This is a genomic window from Haloferula rosea, from assembly GCF_016595525.1.
In the GTDB taxonomy this organism is placed as follows: domain Bacteria; phylum Verrucomicrobiota; class Verrucomicrobiia; order Verrucomicrobiales; family Akkermansiaceae; genus Haloferula; species Haloferula rosea.
On the sequence record NZ_JAENII010000001.1, the window covers coordinates 320674 to 346648 of the forward strand.

Below are 25975 nucleotides of genomic sequence, written 5' to 3' on the forward strand. Positions count from 1 at the left end.
TTTGGTTTAGGGTGTGACCAGAACCTCTTCCAAACGGTAGAACCCTTGCTCAGTGGGAGGACTGCTGTCCTCAAAGATATCAGAAGTGCCCGCAGGGAGTCTCGGCCCATCTACAATGGTTGGGAATCCATCTGCGAGGTTCTCGGAGCGGACCAGTTGATACTGGGTGCCCGTGTCCAAACCCGTCGCCTGAATTTGGAAGGCTCCGGCATCGAAGCCGAGCACCGAGATGGTGAAACCTGCGGGAGCCTCTGCTTCGCGAACCTGAATGAAGGGAATCTGAGTTCCTGAGTAGGTGCCGTCCGACAGGTTGTGGCCGTGGCTGAAGCCTTGGACGGTGGAGGTGGCGGTGAACGTCCCGGTCATCAGGATGGTGGGATTCGTGCTCCCTCCATAGATCGTGTTGGTCGGGCCGACCGGGTCTACAGCGGTGTCACCTCCCAAATCATCGATGAAGAACCAGCGACCGGGGATGGTTCCGGCGTCGCGGTCGTCGGCGCGTGCCATCTGCACCACGTAGGTCTTTCCCGGGGTCAGGCCGGTGATGGCGATGTTGTTCTTCAGAGGGTCGCCTCCGTTGAACCACACGGTTTCGAGTAAGCCGGACAGCTCGGGGACCGCATCGTTGTAGATCGAGCTGTCGTTGGCTTGGGATGCCATGGTGGTCTGGACTTCAGGCGAGGCCTTCACCGATCCGGCCACCGTCATCTCCGCGAAGGTCACTCCGTTTACGACCGTTTCGCTCCCATTGAAGTTCTGGGCGTAGAGAGATGTTCCGGTGTTGATGATTTGAGCTGTGCTGGTCAGCGCGTCGAGTTCCCATGAGACCGGGGCGAAGGCGGGGAGCGAGAGCTCATCATCGGGATCCAAGCCCGCCAGCACTTCGATGTTGTCCCGGTGGCCGTCGGAGTCGGTGTCGATAAGCAACGGATCGGTTAGGTGGACCAGCACTTCATCCCCATCTTCAAGGAAATCGCCATCGGAGTCGGGGAGCAATGGGTTGCTTATGTATACGTTGACTTCGTCACCATCGAGGAGGTCATCATCATCCGAGTCCGGGTCCTGGGGATGAGTGCCGATCGACAGCTCGGCACTGTTGACCAGGTTATCCATGTCCGGATCTCCGCTGGCTCCATCGTCACCTGTGCCAACCGCGGGATCGAGCCCGTTGGCCACCTCGTAGGCGTCGGGCAAATCATCGAGGTCACTGTCGCCGAAGTTGGGGTCAGTATTATAGGTGAGAATCTCTTCTCCATCGGTCAGGGTGTCGTCGTCACTGTCGCTGTCATGGGGATCGGTGGGAAGACCTGGTGGGCCGTCTGGAAAGCCGAACTCGTCCCATACATTGAGCGCTCCATCGACCTCATCACCATCGTTGACATTGTCGCTGTCGGAGTCTGCCGTCCCGGAGAGGGTTTGGCCGTAGCCGCTGGAAACTCCGCTGCTGTTCTGCCCGAGGAATTCTTGCAGATTCGTCAGGCCATCGGAATCGAAGTCCCCGAGTGCGCCATTCGGACCATCCTTGGCACCGGGGGATGTTTCACCCACCGTGCCGTCGTCATTCGGATCGGTGCCGTTCTCGGTTTCGTAGCGATTCGGCATCCCGTCGTTGTCGTCGTCGGGTGGCAGCGAGCCAGTGAGGATGATGGCATTGAGGGCGCCACTGCTCTGCTGGGCGGTGTTGCTGCCTGACCCGTTCTCGCTGAAGACCCCGGTAACCACCACGGTGATTTCATTGGCGGTGTCGGGGACGAGCTCGCTGAAGGTCGCGACGTTGGTCGCGTTCTGGTAGTTGTCCACCAGTTGGACAGGCAGGGTTCCAGTCTCGTCAGTGACTGTGAACTGCGTGGCTCCTCCGTTGTTTCCCCGTGCGCCATAGCAAGCAATCTCGTAGACGAGACTGGGATCCAGTCCCGACAGCGTGAACGTGGTGCTGGCGGGTTCACGAATGAACAGGGAGTCATCGGTGGCTGTGGCCGGGGGAGTGTCGAAGGGGGCTGGCTTGGTTCCCGAGTAGTCGGCTCCCGACCCGGCCCATGACCCCCCGCTGCTGAAGTCCGTGTTCAGTGTGTAGGCGGTCGGATCACCTTGATCGTCGATCAGAGCGATGGACGGAGTACTCAGAACCTGCCCATTGGGGCCGTGCACATTGTTCCAGTTGCCGGCGGTTTGATTGTCACTTCGACCGAAGTCGATCTGAACCGTCTGACCCGCGAGCGGGGCCAGCGTCATAAGCGGAGTAAGAGAAGCGAGTCGGGCGATTGATCGGATCATGAAGCGATGAGTGTTGGAATTCTGGAAGCGTCCTTGCAGGGAAGCGTCAGGAGAAGGGTGCCGTGGGTTTCAACGACGGCGGCGAAGAAGGGTGGTGCAAGCCAGGGCCGCCAGCATGACTGTGGACGGCTCCGGGATGTTGGAAGTGATCTGGAGGGCGTTGAAGGCTCCGCTGCTTTGCTGGTTGGTGTTGATTCCTGTGCCTGTCGAACTGAAGACACCTTGGAAAACGATGGTGATCTCACCCGAGCCATCGGGTACCAGACCGGTGAATGATGCGACTGCCGAGTCGTTCTCAAAGACGTCGAAGGACTGGAGCGGCTTGGCACCGCTGTTGTCGGTGACGACGAATGTCGAAGCGCCGCCGTTGTTTCCCCGGGCGCCATAGAAGACGAGGTCGTAGGTCTCGCTGGCACTCAGTCCCGTCAAGGTGATGGTAGTGTCGGCAGGAGTCCGAACGAAGAGAGAGTCTCCTGTAGCTGTTGTAGGGGCTCCAGCGAAAGGAGCGGGCTTGGTTCCCGTGCTATAGTCAGCCCCAGATGCGGCCCAAGATCCACCATCGTCGAAGTTGGTGACAAGGGTGTAGTCAGTGGCATTGCCCTGATCATCGATCAGGTCAACGGAGGGGGTGGTCAAGGTCGTAGTCCCGCTTGGCCCATGGACATTGTTCCAGTTGCCGGAGGTCTGATTGTCTGTGCGACCGAAGTCGACGAGCATGGTGGCTGCTTGGAGGTGGGCCGAAAGGCTGACGATGGCGAGGGCGCCGGTGAGGGAGGATCGGAACATGGTGCTTCAGTGGTGTTCGTGGTTCGTGCGAGTCCGTAGGTCGAGTCATCGCGGAAAGACTACTTTGGAGTCTTCTCACATGGATTCGTCGGTCCCCGGAGTTTTGGGACACTCACCAAGAAAAAATCTCGGGTCACCGCTGGCCGGGCGTCCGGATCAGCTTCAGTTCTCGTCGGCTCTGAATCTGCCGGAGCCACTCCTGTGGAAAATCCTGTTTCTCACTGAGTTCGATGGTTTCAAGCATCGGCAGCGAAATGGGGCGGGAGAGCCTGAGGTCCGCACAATCCTTCAAATTGAGGCGGTGGATGTCAGCCTGATCGAGAGTGGCAAGATCAAAGGGCTCGGAGAGATCCAGTCGGAGCAAGTCGGTGGGGAGGAACCTCAGGAATGATTTGCCGGAGTAGCCTTTGACCACCGGACGGCGGAGATGGACGGATTGATCCGACCAGATGAACAGAGAGCGTTCTTTCGATTGGTAGGCGGCGATGATGTGCTCAGGGCCCCCATGAAGGTATTCCAGGAAGGCAATCGCAGGCTCGGCGTTTCTGAAATCGCGTCGCGCTGCCACATCGTAAGATAGAATCCGCTCCATCAATGGGCCGCGCCTGGGATTGATCTCCCGGGCACGGCGGAAGAAGTCTGCGAGCATTGCCGGTGAAGGGCGCAGGCCCCGGTCGTAGTTGAAGCGGGGAAATGCTTCTGCAAACTGCAGGTAATCCCCGAATCGATGTTCTGCGCTGGGCGGGCTCTTCAAGGCCGATGAGAAATCGAGTTTGAGGCAGTTCAAGGAGAACAGTTGGAAGATCGCTTCTTGGTTCTGCGGGTCGAATGCGAGGGCAAGTTCGGTCAGTTGGGCAGATTCTTCGATGCTGCTGACGGGGGTATCGAAAATTCCGAGGTTCTTGAGACGAATGGCGGAGGAACTCAACTGCTCTGCCAGTTCCTTGCTGGAGCGCCCCGCACGTGCAGCTTCCTCACGCAGTCGGTCCGCCATCTGACTGGCTTCTCCTTCCAAGCGCTCCGCACGCTGGGCCTGCGCCGCCGTAGCACGACGCTGGTCATTGAGGCCCTGGATGAAGAGTACGCTGATGACGCTGATTGCCACGGTGGCGATCAGCCCGACCGCCGCAGGTAGGCGGTGTCGGCGGAGAAACAGGATGGATGCCTTGTAGAAGCTGGGCTCCTCAGCTTCGGTGGCGAATCCCGCGAGGTGTTTTCGAATGTCATCCGCCATCTCAGTGGCCGAGGGGTAGCGTGCGTTCGGCTCAAGTGAGCAGGCCTTCAGGATAATGGCATCCAGGCTGTCCGGGATCATCTTCTCGGGAAACCGAAGCCGTGGCGGAGGAAAGCACCCGAGTCCCGTCTTTCTGATGATTTCCTCCTGGGTGGTTCCCGTGATGGGAGGAAGGCCCGTGAGAATGCAGTGAAGGAGGCAACCCAACGCGAACACATCGGTCCGCTGGTCCTTGGCGGCCCCCGGGCGCAGTTGCTCCGGCGCCATGAAACCCGGTGTGCCCTTGACCTCGCCGTGGATGGTCATGTTTCCGATCGACTCTGTTTGGCCCGGAAACGGGAGTTCGTCTTCATCGGTTCCGCTATCGGACATCGTCTTGGCGAGGCCCCAATCGCAGACAAGCACCTCGCCGAATCGCTCGGCCTGAATGTTCTCGGGTTTCAGGTCGAGATGGAGAATGCCCTCGGTGTGGGCGTAGGCGATGGCGTCGCAAACCTTCAGGAACGCATCGATGAGGCGCGGGCGTTCCTCCATTCCATGCATCCTTATCAGATCAGCGAGGGTGGACTTGCCCTTCAGATCCATCGTGAAGTAGGGCCGTTTGTCTTCATCGACGCCGACATCGTAGACCTTGATGATATTCGGATGGCTGAGGGACGATGTGATCCATGCCTCGTTGACGAAAAGGTCGTAGAACTCCGGCCCGCGGTCTTCGCGAAGACGGGCAAAGGCGACGCGCCGTCGGGTGCTCGCATCCCAGACGCTCGAAACTTCCTTCAGCGAGCCAAGCCCGAGTGGTGATTCATCGTGGTAGCGTTGCCCTGACTGCGCCTCGGACAACGTGACAAAGGATGGGCAGAGGGCTTCGAGTCCGTTGTCATCGAGTTCGTTGGCTTCGAAGTAGGCATCCGCGAGGCGGTGGTCTACGGTGAAGGTCTGGAATTCCCGGTCCTCTGGGGCACTCATGGCTCCATTCTTGCAGTCAGGGCACGGATTTCGAGGTAGAGGCGTTTCTTGACCCTTTTCCGGAGGGTGTAGACGGAGGCCACGGTAAGCCCGGTCTTGTCGGCAATTCGTTCAGTGCTCATCCCGTCGAGGCTCATCTGAAAAATCTCCACGGCATTGCCGCGAAAAGTCTGGCGAACCCGCTCCATGGCCATTCCCGAGATGTAGGCAGCCCATTCGTGTTCGATGAGGCGGTCGAGGGCACTTTCACCGCATGTGGGATCTTCAAAGAGCTCCGGGCGACCCGAGGTTTCGAATCGGTTCTTGTAGCGGTTGAGTTTTCGATGGTGTGAGAACGCCGTGTTCCGGATGATCGTGCTCAGCCAAGTCCGGAACTTCGCTCGCTTGCGGTCATAGTTGGGCAGGCTTTGAGTGAGGGTGAAGAGGACTTGTTGACTGAGGTCATCGATGTCCGCTCGGTCAATATTGAGCTGATGAAGAATGTGAAAAATGAAGCGGTGGTAGGTTTCCACCAATTCTTCCCACGCGCCGTCACTTCCAGTGTCGACAGCACGCTCCAAGAGGGTGTAGCGGGTGCCATTGGTGACCATTCTGCCCAGAATGCAGATTTCGTGCCGTACGGCAAGGCAACGCCGTCCAGGCAAGGGCCGACGACCATGGAACTCGGTGAGCACCGGGCCGGATTTTCTTCTGGGAAGGTGGTTCGAAGGGGGATGAAAGGCGACTCTGATGGATCTCATGTTTCCTGGGGGGACAGCCAGCGGAAGCTGAGGACTTCGAAGCGTCGGCCCAATCGAGCATTGATGTCGCTTGAGTCGAGATCCCGAGGGTGGGTGCTCGGGGCGATGGAGGAGTCCAGGTAGGCAGGTGTGCGCTGGAGGGTGGCCTCACACCAGGCGCGAGCCACATTCGTTCCTGAACCGGCTTCTCCATAAGCGCGAATGACAAAGGTGTCGGACCGCACGGTGATCAGGGGAGCAAGCGGAGTCAGCAAGTCGGCTTGATTGATTACTGCCGGAGCACCATCTCCACTGGTGCCGATACTCGCTTCCGGGAAGGCGGCACCTGGATCCGCAGCCACTGGCGTGGCACCTGCGAGCGCATCGGAATTGATGCTGGTGCGGTCAATGGCGGATTGAATGGCCCCACTGACTCCGAGTTCTCCATTTTCCAAGCGACGGTTGACGAATTCCGAGGTCGATTGGAATGGTCCGCGGAGTCGGATCTGGCGAACCAGTTCTTCAGCAAGCTCTGAGATCTGGTAGTCGGAAAGACGCCGATGACCTTGCCATACCAGTCGCTCTTTCTGTTCAGGGTCGCTGGCGCTGTCGAGTTGATCTTCAAGCGGGGGAACGTGTCGGCTTACCAATGTGCCTGTTCCACCTGTCTTGGCGAGAAGGCCTGTGGCGGTCGCGATGCGACGAACGTCGCCCGGCTGAAGGCTTGCAAGAACGGCTTCCCATGCAGCGACGGAGGTCGAGTTCACATTGAATGCTCCGTGGATCCCCAAGTGTGCGGCGATCTCCTTGTAGCCGACTTCAGGATTTGTGATCGCGGATGCTTCGGGGGTCTTCACTCCTCGCACCTTGAAGCGCTTCATCCTTGGGTTTGGCAGGCTGGATGATCCTTGGAGAAAGTCGGTGGTGACCTGAAGGAGTGATCGTTCCGTGCCGAAGGTTTGCTGCGTCTGGCTGGACAAGCTGGAGAAGAAGTATTGGTCGAACAATCGGTGATTGGCGAGGAACGAGTGGTCGAGAAAGGTGCGGCTTCCCATCGGAGAACGCACGGCTGTGGCCGAGATCAGTGGATGGGCCAGTGAGTTGCCGACGGCCTGGGACTGCAGGGGGATCTGTCCTCCCGTGTTGATGGGTGCGTGGCGCAGTTGTGCCATTGAAGTCAATGGAGCAAGCGGGATGCTTGAGAATGGAGCATTGGTCTGCCCGGTCTGTGCGTAGATTCCGGATGCGCCGAATCCACGGTTGCTGGGATCGATCTCAATGGTTGGAGAGCTGGTCCAATCGGTCATCGCTTCCCAGCTGAACTCGTACTGGTGGTATCTCTCAGCCTCATCCTGATCGATCCCTGCGGAGGCGTAGAGGTTGGTCGGGCTGTTGTGCAGCCAACTCCTGGAGGGTTCTCTGGAGTCCAGTGCTGTTTTCAGGTGCATGGATGCCAGCAGGAACGGCTCCTTGTGACGGCAGTTCGGAGGAGGTGGTGACTTGCTGCTGTCCCCTTGAATGTTGGTCATTCCCCCGGGAACGGTTATCCACGGAAGATCGCGCGGGGAGTAGGAAGGTAGGAGTTGATTCTCATCGGAACCATAATCGAGTTCGATCGCGCCAACGAGAGGTGGCTCGCTACCCTGGGTCTGGCCGTCACTTTCGACGTAGTATTTCAGGTAAGAGGTGATCTCCTCGCCATTGGTTTCCCTCAGCTTGTCGATGTTCGCATTGGCGGGTGAGACGGATAGCCCGATGGTATCCCCCGCCTTTACTGGAACCACACGGGTGGTGACGCCATTGATCCTTCCCGAGTCCCTGCCAGCGGAGTCGACGCAAAGATTGAGGCTGGAAACGCCGCCGACGTGCGGGTCGCTGGATTCACCGGCTGGAGCGTTCCAGCCCGGACGCAGGTCGACCCCTTCGAGCATGTAGCGCTGGAGGTAGTGGGGCATGTGGTTGTGGGCAGTGAACACGAGGTGTTCTCCCGGTTTCATGACGATCTTGTCCGTCGCAGTGCCGCTGGTGTCCAGGCCGGGGAGGATGTTCAGGCGATAGTATTTTTCGGCCCGTGAGTTGAAGTCACCAGGAAGGTAGGAATTGGCGAACAGGGTGGGATTCGGCGAGACGCTTTGCCCGTTGCGATAGATCTGGAACGCAAGAGGTACCCGGTGCAGGTCGACACGGGCACGCTCGAAAGACAGGGAGACATCGTAGGGATTCCACAGGGTGATGACGGGGTCGGTGATCAGCCATGCCACCCAATCTTCGCCATCTTTCTGGGCATCTTCAGTGCCCCCCCGCGCCTGTCTCGGAGAGGCACCGAAGCCGATGCTGAAAACGAACTGGGCCTTGGCAATTACTGGAGCGATCTGCTGCTCGTTGAAGTGGGGATGGAAGATGGTTCGGACCGCAGGCAGCCCGGCCTGTGGACGTTCATTGACCCGGGTTCCTATTGTTGGCTCGGAGTTCACATTGCGCACCTCGCGATGAAGGCGGGCATGGGAGTGGAGCAGATCCCAGCTTGGATCGGGGGTGGGTATGACATGGGCTCCAGAGAATCGGGATGCCGGGTTGACGAGGGGGCGGTTTCCATCGGCATAGAGAAACTTCCTTTCAAACTCGCTGGGCAACGAGTCGTGCTCGAAGGCGAGGCTGAGGTCTCTGGCTAGACCGCCGTTGGCGACATCAATCGGGATGGCGGTCGAGTAAGCTGTGAGGTGGTGGAAATTCCGGATGTCAGGTTCCGCTCCGACCAAGGGGATTTGTCCGATGGAGATCAGCTTGAGCCGATCATCGCCAGCACTTTTCAGACTGCTCCAGTTGAGTCCCTCCGCGGTCACCGATCCAAATCCCGGGCTGGCAGGAGCCGTTTGCAGGGCAAGCTCATCACCCAGGGTCGAAGCCTCGACATCGGGTAGGGTCATGCAGGCTTTCTGGCCTTGATCGAGCACGACCCAAGCACCTTGACCCTCATCATCGGATCCGATGGGGAAGGGCTCGGCAAGGACTTGATTTGACCCGAACTCATCACCGGGCACCATCGTGATGGCGTCTGAGGAGGGCAAGTTGAGGGCGAAGTCCGGGTCTTCGACGGCGTCATTGTCTGGGCTGGAGACCAGCCAGCCGAGGAAGTCCGACTCCTTACGGGTGGCGTAGTCAGGCGTTTGTTGCATGTCCCACTTCCAACTCTTCCACACACCGGTGAGATGGGGACGGGCGGAGGAAGCAACTGAGGCATCAGGGTCGGCGAGAATTCCCGAACTGGCTGTAATCCTCTGGTCGGCGCCGGCAAGCTCCTGCAACCGGCCGATCGCGAGATTGAGCGAGAGGCGGGCGTTGCTACGAGCCAAGGCCGCAAGCTCTCCATTGCTGCTTGCCCGGAGCGAGACTGTCGAAAGCGAGAGCATCCCAACGGCCAGAATGGACAGGAGCACCATCAGGATGATGGTGATCACGAGGGCGAAGCCTGATCGGACAGTGCGTTTGGTGCGCGGGGTCTTGTGGGGACGGAAGGGAATCAAGAGTAGCATTCGTTACCCTGATGTCTTCGATCGTCCCGGGCGTCTTGGGACAGATGAGTGGGGAAAAGTTCTGAATTTGTGCCTCTGTCATCTTCCGGAGTATGCTGCGGGACGGCTCGGGAGAACCTTGTTGTCGTCCGAGAAGACCTATTTGAGTCGTGGAGCGGTGTGCCCACGCTTCTGGTCTTCTGAGAGGGCCTTTTGCATGGCGGCGACCCGTTCGGGGTGTTTGGTGGCGAGGTTGTTCTTTTGCCCGATGTCCTCGGCGAGGTTGTAGAGTTCGACCGCAGAGCCGTCGTCCTTGGGCTGGTTGTGTTTCTCATTCCACTCCTTCGGTGCCTGGCGGAGGTAGCCGGTTTTGGCGTCGATGAGGAGCCAATCACCGTCGCGGTAGGCGTAGTGGTCTTTCTTGGTGTTGTGCACCATGGAGTCCCGTGGGCCTGTCTCGGAGTTGCCTCTCAAGTAGGGCAGGAAGTCGTGGGAGTCATGGGCGGAGTCATCCGGCAATTCGAAGCCGACGGCGGCGGCAAGGGTGGCCATGAAATCAACTTGTGAGATCAATTCGGGCGAGACGGAGCCGGGTTTCGTCAGTCCGGGCCAACGGATGAGGAAGGGGACATGGTGCCCGCCTTCGTAGATGTCGCGCTTCAGGCCGCGGAGTGGAGCCGGGGACCAGTGGTCGTATTTCTGATCGCGGGCGAAGGCGTAGTATTCGGGTCCGTTGTCGGCGGTGAAGATGACGATGGTGTTGTCGGCATGTCCTGACTCTTCAAGGGCCTTGAGAATACGGCCGCAGGAGTCGTCGGTCTGGTGAACGAAGTCGCCGTAGGGGCCGGCCTTGGAGGTGCCGTCGAATTCATCGTTCGGGATGATGGGTGCGTGGGGTGACGGGAAGGGGACGAAGAGGAAGAAGGGTTGGGTGTTGCCCTTCCTGCCCTCGACGTAGCGGACCGCTTTTTTGGTGAGAGTGGGCAGGACCTGGTAGAAATCCCAATCGTCCATGGCCGGACCGGGTCGGCACTCCCAGTTTCCTTCCTTGGTCTCCGCGGCGGGTTTCCGGAGGGTGGTATTGGGCGCGGTGACAAGCTTGTCGTCCTCGATCCATGCGTAGGGCGGGAAGTTGATGACGGTGTCACCGAAGTAGTGATCGAAGCCGTGGTCGAGAGGGCCGCCGGGAACGGGCTTGGACCAGTCGAAGTGTTGATGGTCGATCGACTTCTTCGGGGTGCCAGGTTTGCGAATGGCGTCCCAGTCCCAGCCCAGATGCCATTTGCCGATGCAGGCGGTGGCGTAGCCCTTTTCCTGCAGCATCTGTGGAAGGGTCAGTTGGTCTTTCTTGAAGACCGACTTGCCCAACGCGTTGACGATGCCATGGAAGTCGCGCCAGTGGTGGCGCCCGGTCAGCAGTGCGTAGCGTGAGGGAGTGCAGATGCCTGAAGAGGAGTGGCCGTCGGTGAATCGCATGCCTGAGGCCGCCAACTTGTCGAGGTGGGGAGTGGGGATCTTGCTGTCCGGATTGTAGCAGCCCAGGTCGCCGTATCCGAGGTCATCGGCATAGAGGATGACAATGTTTGGTTGGGCGGCTTGAGTTGGGACCCAGAAGGCGAGCGCTACGAGAGCAGCTGGAAGTTTCATGATGTCCTTTTACCCCATGAACCATCTTCACCTATCACCCGGTGAGGGACTCGTGATCACGGGGTGAGGACCACTCGGTAGAATCTGCGACCGGGCAGGGAGATGCCCGGATCTGCAAGGTCCGCGGCTGTGGTGCTCGCACCTCCGGAGGGCACGTCCGTGGCGAGGGGACTCCAGCTACCGAGGCCATCGGAAACCTCGATGTCATAGGAAAAACCGGCTTCGCTGTTCCAGGTCAAGGTCACGGTCTTGGCCGACAGGTCGACGGAGGAGGCGGTGATGTGGAAGGTCTGCCCGAATGGGACGACGACGTCCGCAACGTCCGGACCGGGGTAATCGACTTCGGCACCCGTGGATCGAAGGGTGAGCTTGTGGGCTTCCCAATCCGGATCCGGCTGGGTGAGCCAATCATCCATTTGAGAGGCCATCTGGTCGGCGATGTCGCCGTAAAGCAGATGATTCGAGTAGCTGCCGTCGATGAGGTCAGTGGTTTCCGAAATGTCCGAGCTGAACTTGAACAACTGCCATGGATCACCAAGTGGATCGAGTCCTTCCTGCTGGTCTTCTGTGGATGACGGGTTGCCGGTGTAGGTGAGGTCGTAGTTGTAGATCAGTTTGTAGTCCTCTCCATCGATCCTTGCGATGGCGACGTCCACGGGGCGTGCCCGCTGATCGAGGTAGCCCGGGAAGTGATAGAAGATCGGGCTTCGCTTGCGCGGTGTACCGACCGGGTCGGTCATGTGGGCTGCGAAGGATTCCCCGTCGAAGGTGATGCCCGCCGGCATGGATACGCCGGCGTGTTCAAGTAGGGTGGGGTAGATGTCGACCGCGTGGACGAGGGTATCCGTCTGACTGGCGGCTGGCACTGTGCCCGGCTGACGAAGGATCATCGGCACGCGAAGCCCGCCATTCCAGAACGATCCCTTGCGGTGGCGGAGCGGGTCGTTGTCGGTCGGTCCGATGTGACCTCCATTGTCGGAGATGAAGACGATCAGGGTATTGTCAGCGATGGAATCGGATGGATCGCCGTCACCATTGGGGTCGTCGAGGCGGTCGAGGATCCGCCCGATGTTCTGATCCATGCCCTCGACGAGGCCCGCGTAGTCGACGTTGTCATGGGTGGCGCTGGGTGTGATGCCGGTGGCATATTTCGTGGTGAGATCCGGGCGGTCCTGGATGGGGGTGTGGACGGCGTAAAAGTGGACCTGCATGTAGAGCGGCCGGTCAGCAAGGTTACCGGTGGTGTGATCACGAATGAAGGCGGTGGCGGCATCTCCCATGGCATCGGTGAGGTGCTTGTTGTCGTTACCGAGTACGTCGGGATCGTTGGGCTTCTCCTGGGGGAAAATCAGAGGGTAGTTGCTGGCCCGGTCATTGAGCGGATTGCTGGGCGGAGCCTTGAGAACCGTGTCGATGTAGCTCTGGTCGTAAGGGGCGGCGTAGGAAGCCAGACCGGGGCCGATTGCCGTGTTCCAGACACCACTACTGGCGAAGAAGTTGCCCGGGTTGCCGTTCTCCTTGCCGCCGAAATTGAAATCAAAGCCCTGGTTCTCGGGCATCGAGGCAAGTCCGGTTTCGTGGTTGGCGACGTGGTATTTGCCAAGATGGGCGGTGACGTAGCCCGCCTCCTGAAGTGCCTCGGGTGAAATGACATGGGCGACGGGGATGTCTTCGTTCTGGGATGGACCGAGATAGGTCGTGCCGCTTCCCCCGCGATTGAGGCTGTCGACATGATAGACGCCATTGCCGGAACGCGAGGGGTACTGTCCGGAAAGCAGGGCAGCCCGTGTCGGGGCGCAGTTCGGATGCACGAAGGTGTGCGTGAATGAGAGTCCTTCCGTGGCGAGTCGAGCGAGGTTGGGCGTCTGATAGAAGCTGGTTCCGTGGTTGGTGCCGTTGATGACATTCGGTCCGGTTGGGCCGCATTGGATGTCGGTCCAGCCGAGGTCATCCGCGAGGATGAATACGATGTTGGGCTTGCCTGTGGGTACCGGTGGCGATGCTTCCTGCGTGCCGATGACGGCGAACAGGAGGTCGGCATCGGGGTTGTTCAGTGGGCGCCATCCAAGTGCGCTGTTGTTGCGTGCTCCGGCACCGGTGGGGTAGAGCGGGTCTTCGGAGAAGCGTAGGGGAAAGCTGGTCGATCCGAGGCCTTCGAGTGTGATGATGTAACTTCCCCGCTTGAGTTCCACGGCGGTGGGCAGGGTAATCTGGAATCGGTCGCCGGCAACGAGTCCGGATGGAAGCGAGGCGATGCCGGAAACGATCGGATCCAGCAGCCACGGGATGCCATCCATGGCTTGATGCAGTGCGATCTTGAAGTCCCCGGGGGTGGCGACTCCACCGGACTCGAAGACGAAGCTCCCGATGGTTGCGGGTGCGCCGAGTGAGAAACTCTGACCCTTCTGATTTCCAGCGGCCACGATGGTGATACCCACGTTGGTTGCCGGGTTGGGATTCTCCGTGAGGACGGGAGTCGGTGGGGTGGTGACAATGGAGGCCTGAAGCGTGGGGGAGACGCTGAACTCGTTGAGCAATACGTCATTTCCACCACCTGAGATGGTCAGTTCGAGCACGGTGTTCGCCTGGATGATGCTGATCCCTCCGGTGACGATGGGATCGCTGGACAGGAGAATGTCGTAGGCCGGGCCTTGGTTGCCATCCCCTGTGATGGAAAGTGAACTTCCCGAGGTGAATGGGTTCACCCCGGAGACGAAGCTGAGCACGGCGGTTTCACCATTGCTGAAATTTCCGAAGCGAAGGGAATCAAGTAGGACGTCCTGACCGAAGCTGAACTGGATGGATTCTCCCTTGTCGCCTTCCAATCGGGTTTCATTAGCACCGGATTCATTGTCGGTGCTGACGCCGAAGCCCTGGCCATTGGCGCCGATCTCCGCGGCGCCGCTGGTTGAGAGGGCGGTCAGGCTGAGCGCGACACCGTCGATGGTGGCGGTGGTGGAAGGGACCGATGCATCGCTCACGTTGACATTGCCCGACGCCCCCTGGCTGTTGTTGCCCGAGGTGCTGCCTGTTTCTGAGAAGTCGAAAACTGCGGCGTGGGATGAAAGCGCGGAGGATACGAGGATCGGGAGTAGGAGACTGGGTCGTGGCATCATGGGGAGGGGAGGGACGCTGGGGAATCGGCGGTTGGCGCTCAGGCACGGAATCAGGTCATCATCTGGGAGGGTCCATTCAAGCAAAGAAATCGCAGAAAAAGGCAGAGAAATACTGAAAAATACCGAAATAAAGACGATTGGGGCGGCGTTTTGGGAGCAATGAGATTTTGGACACTAGCAATGGTGATGGGGGCATGGCTGCCTGTCGGGGCGACGCCGCTGGAGGTGAAGCCGCTTTCTGTCGAGCGGGGGTGGTTTCTGCCCGGCGGGGAGAGCGGTGCGGCACTGGCACCGGGCGAGTCGGTCGTCGGTGATGTCGAGGTGCCGGAGCTTTCTGAAAAAGAGGCGGGTTTGCCGGGCGCGTGGCGCGGCGTGCTGGCGCTGGATGTTTACGGAACGTCCGGGAATGGGTCCGGTCGGGTGAAGCTGGAGGCGATTGATCCGGCATCGGGTGAGGCTTTTGCGAAGGCTGAGGCGGAGGTATCGGGGCCGGCGCCGCGGGCGGTTTGGGCAGCCATTGCTTCTTCAGCCCAAGGTGGATCGGACGTTTCCAAGGTGTTTGATCGGAATCCGAAGACCGACTGGCACTCAAGGTACGGGAAGGACCAGCCGAAGCCGCCACATTGGATCGGGGTGGAGTTCGGACAGGCCACGGTGATCGAGGGGGTGCGCTATCTACCTCGCCAGGGAGGTTTCACCAATGGTGTCGCCAAGGACTACCGGGTGGAGGTTCGCCGTGCCGGTCGGGCTGACTGGGAGGTGATGGAGGAAGGCACGAGCGATCGGGTGTCGGTGGCGGACAAGCGCGGTCCGATCGAGGTGCGTTTCGAGAAGCCCATGGCGGTGGAGGCATTCCGCTTTGTGGTCGTGAGTGACTGGAGCGGTGGAGGCTTCGGCACTGCGGCGGAGCTTGAGGCGATTGGGTTGAAGTTGCCCGAGCGCGAGGAAACGGTTGAGGCCTCCGAGAGGGCGTGGCTTGAAGTTCCAGCAGAGTTGCTCGAATCGTTGACTGGCAAGCGCTTTGGCTTGCGTGTCGTTTCGGCCGGTGGAGCGACTGTCGTGGTCGGGACTCCACGGTGGTGTCGGATCCACGAAGCTCCGACGGGTAAGCTGTTCGGTCGCTCGAATGGGGGCCTTGGTCCGGACAAGCTTGGGGCGGGTCTGCTCGGGTTCGATGGAATGACCGAGCACAAGCAGACGGTGCTCTCCGTGATGAAGGTTCGCGAGGGCGGCCCTGCCGCGAAGGCGGGCTTGGTGGTCGGAGACGCGATTGTCTCGGCGAGTGGATCGCCGCTGCCGGTGAACGATCTGAATCCGGGATGGGAGTGGTTTCAGCGAAGTCACGAGGCGGTTCTCGGTCGGGCGACGGAGGCGGTTCTTGCGGCAGGCGGCACGACGCTTGATCTCGGCGTGCTGCGCGACGGGAAGGTTCAGACCTTGAAGGTGAAACTTCCACGGATGAAGGCCTTCACGACCATGAACCCCGAGACCGATCCGGTCGCTGCCGAGCTGTTGGAAGACTCCCTGAACTGGGTGCGTGAGAACCAGAGGCCCGACGGATCCTGGTCGGGTGACATGAAGCGGACGACCTTCGCCGGATTGGCTTTGCTTGCGACAGGGGAGAAGCGCGATGTCGAGCAGGTGAAGAGGGCGATCGATTGGGGTTTGGAAAAGTTCCCGTCGCCCGAGAAGCACGGGAACCTTGGGTTCTGGGCGGGATCGTACATGGGCATCCTCTACAGTGAATGGTATCTCCGCACGGAGGATGACCGGGTGCTCGCCCATCTCGAACTCATGCGGGACTGGGCTTACGAAGGTCAGCACAACTGCAAGTGGGATGTTCCGGCCCTTGGCCACGGGCCCAGTGGCCTACCGTATGGAGAGAAGGCCTTGGTGGCCCCGGCCTGCCACCTGCTGGTCTTCGAGGCACTGGCACAGCGCTGCGGTATGGAATCGAAGCTGTGGGAACTATTGATGCCGTACATGGAGATGTCCTGGTCCGATCCGAAGGAAGGGGGCCATGGAGCCATGGGCTACAACCGATCCTACAAGGACCTCGGAGAATTCTGGTCGAGGAGTGGTCTGTTCGCGACGGCCGCCCATCTGCGGGGTGAACGTCAGGACATGGAGAAGTCGATGACCAAGATCATGGTCGAGCGCCACTCGTGGTTCCGCAACAGCCACGCCTACGGGGAGCCCGGAGGCGGGCTTGGCTTGCTGGCCTTGAATCTGTGCGATCCTGAAAACTACTCAAAGGTCATCAAGGACTACGCCTGGTGGTTCTCCCTGGCTTGGGAGCCGGACTACGGACTGCGTTTCACGACTCCTCACATGGGTGCTCCCTACATGGGCGAGGATGATCTGATGAATGTGGTTTACGCTCTGGTGCTCCAGGGGCCGAAGCAATCCCTGCATCTGACCGGTAAGACGTCGAAGCCATGAGAAGCAATCATCGTTGGAGTGCTCTCGTCCTCGCTCTGCTCGTCGGGTTGACGGGAGTACACGCGGCCGAGGAGTCGGGGAATCCGGCCTTGGACGAACTCAGGCGTACGATCGGGGAGTCCGAGTGGGAAACCTGGGTGGCCGCACCCGACCACCGGAGGTTTCTCGCCGAACTGAAGAATCCCGACGGATGGTTGGACGAGCTCATGCATTCCGGCCCATTGCCGGATGATCCGGCGAAGATGCTGTCGCTTGCGGCTGCGCTGTGGAAGAGCGATGCCTCCGGGCTGCGCGACCGTTATGAGTTGACCACGGCTGCTGCGGTGGCACTGACCTTCGGACAAAAATCGTGGCCGGGTGAGGAGGAAGCGATGAGTCGCTACGTGTATTTCAGGGATTCCCGCAGGCAGGGGCTCCTGCATCCGATGTTCGACCAGCTTGAGACATGGGAGAAACGCTTTGTGGTCTCTGCTGGCAACAATGGTCGGTGGGGCGACAAGGGTGGCTGGGGAGACGACTCGCTGGTATGGCTCCGTGATCATGTGAAACTTCCCGTTTCGGCCTATGTCGGTGCCTGCTGGCAGGCGCCCTACCGGCTGCACAATGTCTTTGGCGATTCGATCCATGGCAGGAACTACTATGCTCCCTTTAGTGACATGATTCATGCCGAGCGTGTCCGTGATGTCGGTGGGGTCTGTGGCTCGCTGTCCCACTACGGGGCCACGGCGGCGCGTGCCAACGGCATCCCGGCGATCACGATGGGGGAGCCGGGTCACTGTGCCTATGCGGTGCGCGTAGCACGGGGAGAGTGGACGCCTGCCTACAGCTTGTCGTGGAAGCGTGGCCTGCATACTTCGCTGTGGGGGAGAACATGGACGCAGCTGCTCCTCCAGGAGAAGGTGATGACCGACAGCGAGGCCACACGCCGAAGCACGGAGGAACTCTGGGAAGCCCGGTCCCACCTCGGAGGAGATCCGAAGAAGGTGGCTGACGCCTATCGGCGGGCGATTGCCGCCCAGCCCCTTGCTCATCCGACCTGGTTGGAATTCGCCAAGTGGCAGTTGGACGTGGCGAAACCTTCGTTGATCGAGTGGAAGCAGTTTCATGACGAGGTCCTGGTGGCCTTCGCCGACTATCCGGAAGCGGCGTGGGATGTGCTCAAGGTGTTCATGCCTTCGATTCTCCCGCAGGTTCCCGCCGAGGAACGGATGCCCTTCCTGGTGGCGTTTCATGATGCGATTGCGGATCACCCGGGTCCGGTGATGTGGAACATCGAGGCGGCGCTCAACGAGCAGGCCACCATGTTGGGTGGAGACACGGCGACGCAGCTTGAGTTCTTCGAACAGGTGGTTGCCATGCAGCTTCGCTCCGAGCGGTGGCTGGCACCCTTGGTAGCTTGGGGGCGGAACCGGTTTGTGAAGGAAGGAGAGGATGCGAACGCATTCTTCAACGCGCTCACGGCGGGTCTTGCGTCTGGGGGTGAGGGAAGTGAGTCGCTCGGGAAGGTGCTGAGACCGGTCATCCTGGCGGCGGCCGAAAGTGGGAATGCGGATGCGTTTCAAGGCTTGAGTCAGCTGAGATCTTCGGCTGAGACCGAGGCCCCGGATTACGAGCCCTTCGATGGGGAGCTTTTGTCGGCAGGAGGGATCCTGACGGTTTCAACGACGAGCCGCTGGGACCGCCCGGAGGAACACGCCGCCCTGCTCGGTCCGGGCATCGGCTTCTTCCACACGAATGCCGAGGTGCGGCCCCATGCCATCGTGCAACTTTCGAAGCTGGGGGAACTCAGTGGCCTGGTTGTGATCGAAAACTCCTGGGGTCACAACGCGAACCGAATCATGCCGTTCAAGGTTTCCGTGTCGGAGGATGGGGAGACATGGACGGAAGTGGGGCGCTTGGAGAAGCACGAGAAGGTGTGGCGATTGCCGCTGGATGAACGTGCGGCTCGGGTTGCGTATGTGAAGATCGAACGCGATGACGATCGCAAGGAGGTCTTCCACCTCCATGGGATTCACGTATTTGGAAGGAGGCTCCAATGAATCGTTGGCTGAGTGTTTGGATCGCGTTGCTGTTGCCGCTGCTGGGCGTCGAGCGTGCCGCCGACTTTACGGAGGCGCTTGAGTTGGCCAAGGCCGGGGGCAAGGACATCGCGGTTCTCTACCACGGATCCGAGTGGTGCGTGCCGGGACGACCGCTGGCGGAGCGATGGGAGTCGGATGGTTTTGAGAAAGCACTGGGCGCGGATCTCATCCTGGTCGGGATCGATACGAAGGAGCACCCGACGGAAGCCGAGGCGGAGTTGGGCAAGCGGAATGACCGGTGTCCGGTGAAACCCCGGAGCTATCCGGCGGTGATGCTTTTCGACTCCGAGGGGCGGCTTGTGGCGCGGCGCGATGGAGTGTCGGAGATCAAGGCGATGGGGGTCCTGGAGACGGCGCTTGAGCGGGCGGTTGAAGTCCGCAAGCAGCGCGACATGCATTGGGCTGAAGCTGAAGCGGCGGAAGGACAGCGTGCTGCCAGGCTTTTCGGTGAAGGACTGGACCTCATGAATCTCGGGCTCGGCCCGAAGAACATCTACAAGCCCGTCCTGGACAAAATGAAGGCCGCCGATCCCGATGATCAGTCGGGCTTCGCTGCGCGCTACGAGTTTCCTGGCATGGGGCTCGTGGGTCAGTCGACGAAGTTGGCAGGCGAGAAGAAGTTTGAGGAAGCGGATGCCGAGATTTCGAAGTGGCTGAGCAAGAAACGGCTGACGGATGATCAGAAGCAAGTCGCCTGGTCGGCAAGGTTCGCGCTCTATCAGCGATGGCCCGAACGCAAGGAGAAGGTGCCGGATGTGCTGAAAGCGCTGCAACGGGTGGACCCGGATTCCGACATGGGAAAGGCGGCTGCCCAGTATCTCAAGATGCTGGAGCAGTGACGGGAAGTCTGATGGCCAATGCCGCCAACCGGCCCTTGTTTCTGCCGCCGCTTGGTTCTTCCAGAAGCTGGGAACGAATGACTTCGAATCCAGCACCTTGCAGCTCAGCAGGGAGTTGATCGGGAGGGTGGGCGTCGTAGTGGAACTCGACGTTCCACATGGTGTCACTGAATGGTTCCTGCGGAGACCCGCCTGAGGTGAACAGGAAGGGCGCGCCGGGCAAAAGTGAAGCGGCAAGGCGGTGGAACAGAGCGGTTTGATCGCCTCTCTCAAGGTGGAACAGGGAATCCCATGCGATCACTCCATCCAGCCCCGCCGGAATCTGGTAGTGCTTCAAATCGGCAAGCTCGGAGGTGCCGCGGGGGACGTGAGCGCGGGCGCGTGCGAGAAGCTCGCCTGATGCGTCGATTCCATGCCAGGTGAGCCCGGCCCGGGTGAGGTAGGCTCCATTGGGACGCCCGGTTCCACAGCCCAGATCGAGGACCCGTCCGCCGCTGGGAAGGAGTTCGACGAAAGCTTCAAGGAAGGTTTCCTCCCCAGGCCGGAAACCTGACCGTGTGGCGTCCCACTGCTTGGCGATGAGGTCGTAGGGTGAATGCTGGGAAGCGGGCATGGGGGAGGATCCGTGATTTTCCGACAGACTGGCGCTGTGGGTGATGGGGGCAAGCAGGAAGGTCATCGGGAGTTGTCTTGAGTCCATCCGGCCCGTGTGGTGTGTTAGGTCATGGCAAGGATCGGTCCGAATAGCTGGTTGGTCGTGATAGTCCTGCCATTGACGCTTTGGTCGGCGTGGCATCCGCATGACCGGGTGACTTGGTGGTTGGAGGTGGTTCCGGTTTTCATTGGTTTGCTGGCGCTATGGATTGCCGGGCGCAAAGGATGGGTGCTGTCGAACTTCGCGCTTTTCTGGGCGGGAGTGCATATGGCGGTGTTGCTCATCGGTGGGCACTACACCTATGCGCTGGTGCCGATCGGGGAATGGGCGAGGGAGGCGTTCGGGTGGCCGAGGAATCACTACGATCGTCTGGGCCACATCCTGCAGGGTCTGGTTCCTGCGGTGATCTGCCGCGAGGTCCTGATCCGGAATCGGGTGATCCAGAAGCGGGGGTGGCTGGGCTTCCTCGTGGTCTGTTTCAGTATGGCCGTGAGTGCCTGCTATGAACTGATCGAGTGGGCGGCGGCGGAGGTCTCCGCTGAGGCGGCAGAGTCGTTCCTCGGGACTCAGGGCGACGTCTGGGATACCCAGAAAGACATGGCCTGTGCGCTGGTCGGTGCGCTCGTGGCGGTGATGGCCCTCCGATCCCCCCACGACCGGTCGGTTCGACGACGGGTCCCGGCACTCTAACGGACCAATGCTGCTGACAAGCCTGTGATGGTGTGATAGGTGTTCGGGATGAATGGATCCCTCGTCGCCTTGCAACGTCGCCGACTGCTCGTCGTTGGTCTCGCCATTCTGCTCGTGTTGAATGTCGGAAACGCGGCTTCCATCTACGCGCTGTGTATCCTGGAGAAGGACTTCGCCTTCGGGATCGTGCCGCTGTTCAATTTTGATACCGAGGGAAATTTCCCGACTCTCTTCAATGGGGTTCTCTTGGCGTTCGGCAGTTTCCTCGGCTTTTCGATCAGTCGTTCGCTGAGTTCCGGTGGAGGGTCGTCCCTCGTGTCTTCGTGGAAGGCGGTGGGCATCGTTCTCGGATTCATGTGTCTGGACGAACTTTGCCATATTCATGAAGCCATTGGCTGGATCTTGATGACGAGGGTCGAAACGGATGGTGCTCTGAGTTGGCCCTGGGTGATTCCTTATGCCTTGCTGACTTTGGGCGTTGTGGCCTTCTTCGCTCGGTTCTTCTTCCGCTTGGAGAGGAAGTATCAGGTCTATCTGGCCGTGGCGGGAGGGCTTTATGTGTTCGGTGCCATTGGCCTTGAGATGTTTGAAGCCAAGCATGTTGAGGGAGTATTGGCCGCCGGTGAGAGCGACAAGCACGGGAAAGATTCACTCGGTTTCTGCATTCTCTACACCATCGAGGAGAACCTCGAGATGATCGCCGTCATGATCGCGAATTCGGGATTCATGGCCTACGCCATGGAGCACTGCAACGGGCTCAACATGAAGGTCCGAGTCGAGCCCTAGTTCATGCCGGTGATGGCTGCGGGTCGCGCTTCCGGCAAAGGAGAAGTCGGTAGGCGGCGGGCACGAAGAGGAAGGCGAGAAGGGTCGATCCAATCACGCCCCCTGCGAGCACGACTGCAAGCGGTGGCCAGAAGTCACCACCGATCAGGAGCAGAAGGGGAAGGAAGGATCCCATGGTCGTTAGGGTGGTGGAAGTCAGGTGTCGCCCGTTTGATGCAACCTGTGCGGCAATCGCATGGGGGGCCCCGGCTCGCGCCTTGGGGTTGGCCCGGATGCCCGAGAGCACCACGATGCTGTCGTTGAAGGCCAGACCGATGAGTCCAAGTGAGCCGAGGATGGTATTGAAACTGAGGGGTAGGCCCCAGAACTTCGTGGCCAGCAGCCCGTATCCAACGGAGAGACCACCGACGGCGATCAGAATGGCTGCCATGCGTACGCTGCGGAAGGAGAGGATGAGGATGCCGATCGTGAGCAGGACCAGAACCGGGAGGTAGAGCCCAAGGTTGCCAATGGCTTCGTTCTGGTTCTCGGACTCACCTCCAACCTCCAGGGTGTAGCCGACGGGTAGAGCAAGTTGTTCCACTGCGGCCGTCACAGAGCGGGTGATTTCGATGGGCAGGGACCCTTCGCGGGCAAAACCGAGGATGTTGTTGGTCCTGACGCCATCCCGGCGCGTGATGCTTCCCACTTCGGGCATCAATTCCAAGGTGCCAAGTGCGCTCAACGGTGCCCATCCGGTGGCTCCCTCGGCAGCTTGGAAGTTGATTCTGCGCACCCCGGTGACGGAGTCCCGGTCTTCGTCGGAGTAGCGGACGGTGACCGGCATGGTTTCCACTCCTTCGATCATGGATCCGGCCTGCTGGCCGCGCAGGGAACTCTCAAGTTGCTCTGCCAGCACTCCGGGGCTCAAACCCGCAGCACGTGCCAGATCTTCGTCGGCCTGATACCAGAGCTTCGGTTCATCGCGATTGATGCTGGTGGTGGCATGAAGGATTTCGGGATGCCGAGCAACCTCACGGCGGACTTCTTCGCCGAGCTCGCGCAGGACGTCGGTGCTCGGGCCTGATAGACGGAATTCCACATCCGCTGCGATCGGTGGTCCTTGGGCGAATTTCTTCACCAGCATCCGGGCCTCCGGGAAACTTTGATCGAACTCGTCCTGAAGTTCGACCACCAGACGGGCCACGTCGTCCGCCCGCTCGGCTTTAAGGAAGGCTTGGGCGAAGTTCGCGGCCCCATCGTTCTGCATGAGGTGGTTGTAGTAGACGCTCGGGATACTTCCGCCGATCAACCAGTTGCGGTGGGTGATGTCCGGGTGGCTCTCGAGTCGGGCATCGATCGCTCTTGTGAGCGCGGCGGTGTGGTCGATGCGGGTATGGCTTGGAAGGGTCACTTCCAGTACGAACATGTCGCGGTCGGTCCGCGGAAAGAACTGACTTCCCAAGGTGCTGGCCAGACCGAACCCGACGAGGGAAAGCACCGCCGTCATGGAAATGCCGAGCAGGGGTTTGGCGGTCGTGATCGTAAGGAAGCGGGTCGTGGCTTGAGTCAGTCCGGGTCCACCCAGTCCATGGCGAAGGAAGCGGGGAAGTCGGTCTTCCCACGGACGATTGGCTCCGAGTCGCCCGGCGAGTGCCGCGATCAGCGTCAGGGAAAGCACCAGGGACGAGGCCAAGGCGATGACGACACTGGTGCCGATGCTGCCGACGAAGTCGCCGGTGCTACCGGGTAGCAGCATGATGGGCATGAAGGCGAAGATCGACGTGAGGGTGGACGAGAGCAGGGGAACGAAGAGATGACGCAGGGTGGCTCCCACGGCGTCTGCAGCCTTCATCCCGGCCGCCATGTGCTTGCGGACTTCGTCGGTGACCACGATGGCGTTGTCGATCAGCAGACCGAGAGCGATGATCATCCCGAAGATGGACATCTGGTGTAGCTCCCCGCCACCTCGTGCGAAAAGGAAGAGGGTCATGGCTGCGGTGAGGGGGAGAGCGAAGCTGATGACCAACGAGGAGCGCCATCCCATCGTAAGCACGACGACGGCCATGACGACCAAGGCTCCAAGGAACAGGTTGCCGCCAAGTTCGCCAAGCCGCGCGCTGGTATAGACCTCCTGATCAAATACCACGTCGGCCCGCATCCCACGGCCCAACTCCGGCTGAAAGCGTTCGACGGTTTCGCGGGCCTTGTCGGACCAGAGGTCGACCCGCTGATCGGCTGAGACACGCGCCGCGACGAACACCGTGGGAGCACCGTCACTGAGCCCCAGACTCGAGACGGGTGTTTGCATGGACCGCGAGACCTCGGCCACGTCCCCAACGCGCACACTCAGGCCGTCCTTTTGGACGAGTGGAATCTCGCGGATCCGGGCAGCCGTTGTGAAACTGCCGCTCACCTCGATCTGCAATTCATGGCGCTTGCCGAACACCGCCCCTGCGGCCTGCTTGCTGTCACTGATGCGCAGGGCGCGGGCGACATCACCGAGAGTCAGTCCGAGTGCAGTGAGTTCGGCATCATCCACGGTGACCGTCCATTCCTCCTCGGCTTCGCCATAGACACGGACGATGTCGGTTCCCGGGACGTTGCGCAGGCGATCGGCCAGTTCTTCGGCTTGGCGGGAAAGCAGTGCTGTCGTCGGTTGCGCGTCGTCGTCTCCCCGGACCGCGGCGATCAGGGTGAACGCGACTGCACCGCGGCGGCCGTCGAAGATGGGCTCATCCGCACCCGAGGGGAGCAGTCGGGAGGCTTCACCGATCTTGTCACGGATGCGGGAGAAGAATTGCTCCTTGGTGTCGGCGTTGACCTCATCCGCCAGTTCGATCGCCAGCACGGAGATTCCCGCGCGCGACGTCGACTCCACGTGCTTGATCTCGGCGATCTCCTTGAGGGCGGTCTCGAGGGGTTCGGTGACCTGGGCTTCCACTCGCTCGGCGGAGGCACCGGGGAAGTAGGTCAGGACCATGGGGTCCCGGTTCGTGATGACCGGATCTTCGGTTCGTGGAAGTGCCTGGTAGGACGCCCATCCTGCCGCAGCGATCAGGACAAGGGTGACTCCGAGAAGGTACCGGTTGTGGAAGAAGAGCAGATACCACGGCTGCTTCTGGCGATCCTCACTCATCGGTTGGAGGCGGTATGGTCGTGGTCAGATGAGGCGGCCTCGATTTTCTGTCCGGGCACCAGTCGGTGCAGTCCCTTGGCGACGAGTTTTGGCTCTTCGGGAAGGGGGGCACGGACGAAGGCGCGCTCTCCTTCCAGATGCAGGATTTCGAGGTTCACCCGGTTCACTCTCAAAGCGCCATGGCCATCTTGCTCCGCGAGGTAGCCAGCCCAGAGGCCGCGGTGGCTCTCCGCGAGTGCGGCGAGAGGAAGCCAGAAGCCTGACTCGTTGATTTCCCGCGAAACGGCGATGTGCACGAGATCGCCATCCCGAAGAAGTGGGGTGTCCGGGCCGGCTTCGAGGATGACGTCGACGGTTCGGACCGAGGCATTCAGGGCGGGAAGGATGCGGCGGATCACGGCGGTGCCGATGCTCTCCCCGTTTCGATGGAGTTCCACCTCCTTGCCGACCTCGCCCACCGCATGGGTCGGCATGCCCGCCCGGATCTCAAGCTGATGGGACTCCAACAGGTGAAGGATGGGCTGGCCGGCAGAGACGGCGGATCCCGGGTCCTGACTGCGTCTGGCAACAATGCCGTCGTACGGTGCCCGTAGTATTGATTTGTCGAGGTCCACCTCCACGCGGTCGAGTTCGGCCTTGGCGCGGCGCAGTGAGGCGGCTGCGGTGTCCCGTTTCTGCAGGGCTTGATCGAGTTGCTGGGCGGAGACGGCTCCGGATGTCTTGGCGGACTCATTGCGGTCGAGAGTGGCCTCCGTGAGGGAAAGAAGGGCTTCGGCTTGAGCGACTGAAGCCTCCGCCTCGCGGCGGCTCGCTTCCAGACGGGTGGTGTCGAGTTCGGCAAGCGGATCACCCATGGCCACGGCGTCCCCCTCATTGCTGAGTACCGTGACCAAGGTACCGGGAATCTCGAACCCAAGATCGCTGTGCCTTGCCGCTTCCACTCGTCCGAGCGCGAACTCCTGCACTTCGTAGGAGGCTTGGGATTGCGGCGCGATGAGGTCGACCGTCATCGCTCGTTCGTCCGTGGGAGGGGCTGGCTTCCGGCAGCTCATCAGCCCGAGAAACAGGGAAACAGAGAGTCGTGATAGGAGAGTGGTCGTCATGAGAAAG

At 60.5% G+C, this 25975-nt stretch carries 15 protein-coding genes; 5 read left to right on the forward strand and 10 right to left on the reverse strand.

Annotated features, from left to right (window positions below; translation table 11 throughout):
• Window positions 1-6: 6 nt before the first annotated feature.
• The 7 genes from JIN81_RS01145 to JIN81_RS01175 form a co-directional block, all read right to left on the reverse strand.
• The gene (locus tag JIN81_RS01145; protein WP_200275420.1) at window positions 7-2274 is read right to left on the reverse strand and encodes a hypothetical protein; all 2268 of its coding nucleotides are present in this window, start codon (window positions 2272-2274) and stop codon (window positions 7-9) included.
• 69 nt (window positions 2275-2343) lie between these two features.
• A complete protein-coding gene (locus tag JIN81_RS01150; protein ID WP_200275422.1) occupies window positions 2344-3060 on the reverse strand; it encodes a hypothetical protein in 717 nt (238 codons plus the stop codon).
• Window positions 3061-3193: 133 nt separating this feature from the next.
• Window positions 3194-5260, reverse strand: coding sequence for a serine/threonine-protein kinase (locus tag JIN81_RS01155; protein ID WP_200275424.1), 2067 nt, complete (start codon window positions 5258-5260; stop codon window positions 3194-3196).
• Window positions 5257-5850: an RNA polymerase sigma factor gene (locus tag JIN81_RS01160; protein ID WP_200275426.1), complete on the reverse strand. Its 594-nt coding sequence runs from the start codon at window positions 5848-5850 to the stop codon at window positions 5257-5259. Before JIN81_RS01160 ends, JIN81_RS01155 begins: the two co-directional genes overlap by 4 nt.
• Window positions 5851-5996: 146 nt before the next feature.
• The gene (locus JIN81_RS01165) at window positions 5997-9512 is read right to left on the reverse strand and encodes a pilus assembly PilX family protein (RefSeq protein WP_200275428.1); all 3516 of its coding nucleotides are present in this window, start codon (window positions 9510-9512) and stop codon (window positions 5997-5999) included.
• A gap of 138 nt (window positions 9513-9650) precedes the next feature.
• Window positions 9651-11138: a sulfatase family protein gene (locus JIN81_RS01170; protein WP_200275430.1), complete on the reverse strand. Its 1488-nt coding sequence runs from the start codon at window positions 11136-11138 to the stop codon at window positions 9651-9653.
• 56 nt (window positions 11139-11194) lie between these two features.
• Window positions 11195-14254, reverse strand: a complete 3060-nt coding sequence (locus JIN81_RS01175) for a sulfatase (RefSeq protein WP_200275433.1) — start codon at window positions 14252-14254, stop codon at window positions 11195-11197.
• Window positions 14255-14440: 186 nt separating this feature from the next.
• On the opposite strand from JIN81_RS01175, the gene JIN81_RS01180 reads away from it, so the two are divergent.
• Genes JIN81_RS01180 through JIN81_RS01190 form a run of 3 tightly spaced genes read left to right on the forward strand, consistent with a single transcriptional unit; the run spans window position 14441 to window position 19616 of the window.
• Window positions 14441-16696, forward strand: a complete 2256-nt coding sequence (locus JIN81_RS01180; RefSeq protein ID WP_234044367.1) for a DUF6288 domain-containing protein — start codon at window positions 14441-14443, stop codon at window positions 16694-16696.
• Window positions 16693-18735, forward strand: a complete 2043-nt coding sequence (locus JIN81_RS01185; protein ID WP_200275437.1) for a hypothetical protein — start codon at window positions 16693-16695, stop codon at window positions 18733-18735. The genes JIN81_RS01180 and JIN81_RS01185 overlap by 4 nt, the downstream gene beginning before the upstream one ends.
• The gene (locus JIN81_RS01190) at window positions 18732-19616 is read left to right on the forward strand and encodes a hypothetical protein (RefSeq protein ID WP_200275439.1); all 885 of its coding nucleotides are present in this window, start codon (window positions 18732-18734) and stop codon (window positions 19614-19616) included. Before JIN81_RS01185 ends, JIN81_RS01190 begins: the two co-directional genes overlap by 4 nt.
• Here JIN81_RS01190 and JIN81_RS01195 read toward each other — a convergent pair.
• The gene (locus JIN81_RS01195) at window positions 19597-20229 is read right to left on the reverse strand and encodes a class I SAM-dependent methyltransferase (protein WP_234044368.1); all 633 of its coding nucleotides are present in this window, start codon (window positions 20227-20229) and stop codon (window positions 19597-19599) included. The genes JIN81_RS01190 and JIN81_RS01195 overlap by 20 nt on opposite strands.
• A 111-nt stretch (window positions 20230-20340) precedes the next feature.
• On the opposite strand from JIN81_RS01195, the gene JIN81_RS01200 reads away from it, so the two are divergent.
• Both JIN81_RS01200 and JIN81_RS01205 read left to right on the forward strand, forming a co-directional pair.
• Entirely contained in the window at window positions 20341-20961 is a 621-nt protein-coding gene (locus tag JIN81_RS01200) for a DUF2238 domain-containing protein (RefSeq protein WP_200275443.1), read from the forward strand.
• Window positions 20962-21009: 48 nt separating this feature from the next.
• The gene (locus tag JIN81_RS01205; protein WP_200275445.1) at window positions 21010-21747 is read left to right on the forward strand and encodes a hypothetical protein; all 738 of its coding nucleotides are present in this window, start codon (window positions 21010-21012) and stop codon (window positions 21745-21747) included.
• A 1-nt stretch (window position 21748) separates the two neighbouring features.
• On the opposite strand, the gene JIN81_RS01210 is transcribed toward JIN81_RS01205, so the two are convergent.
• Together JIN81_RS01210 and JIN81_RS01215 are read right to left on the reverse strand one after the other, a co-directional pair.
• On the reverse strand, window positions 21749-24865 hold the full coding sequence (locus tag JIN81_RS01210) for an efflux RND transporter permease subunit (RefSeq protein WP_200275447.1): 3117 nt from the start codon (window positions 24863-24865) through the stop codon (window positions 21749-21751).
• On the reverse strand, window positions 24862-25968 hold the full coding sequence (locus tag JIN81_RS01215; protein ID WP_200275449.1) for an efflux RND transporter periplasmic adaptor subunit: 1107 nt from the start codon (window positions 25966-25968) through the stop codon (window positions 24862-24864). The genes JIN81_RS01210 and JIN81_RS01215 overlap by 4 nt, the downstream gene beginning before the upstream one ends.
• Window positions 25969-25975 lie beyond the last annotated feature (7 nt).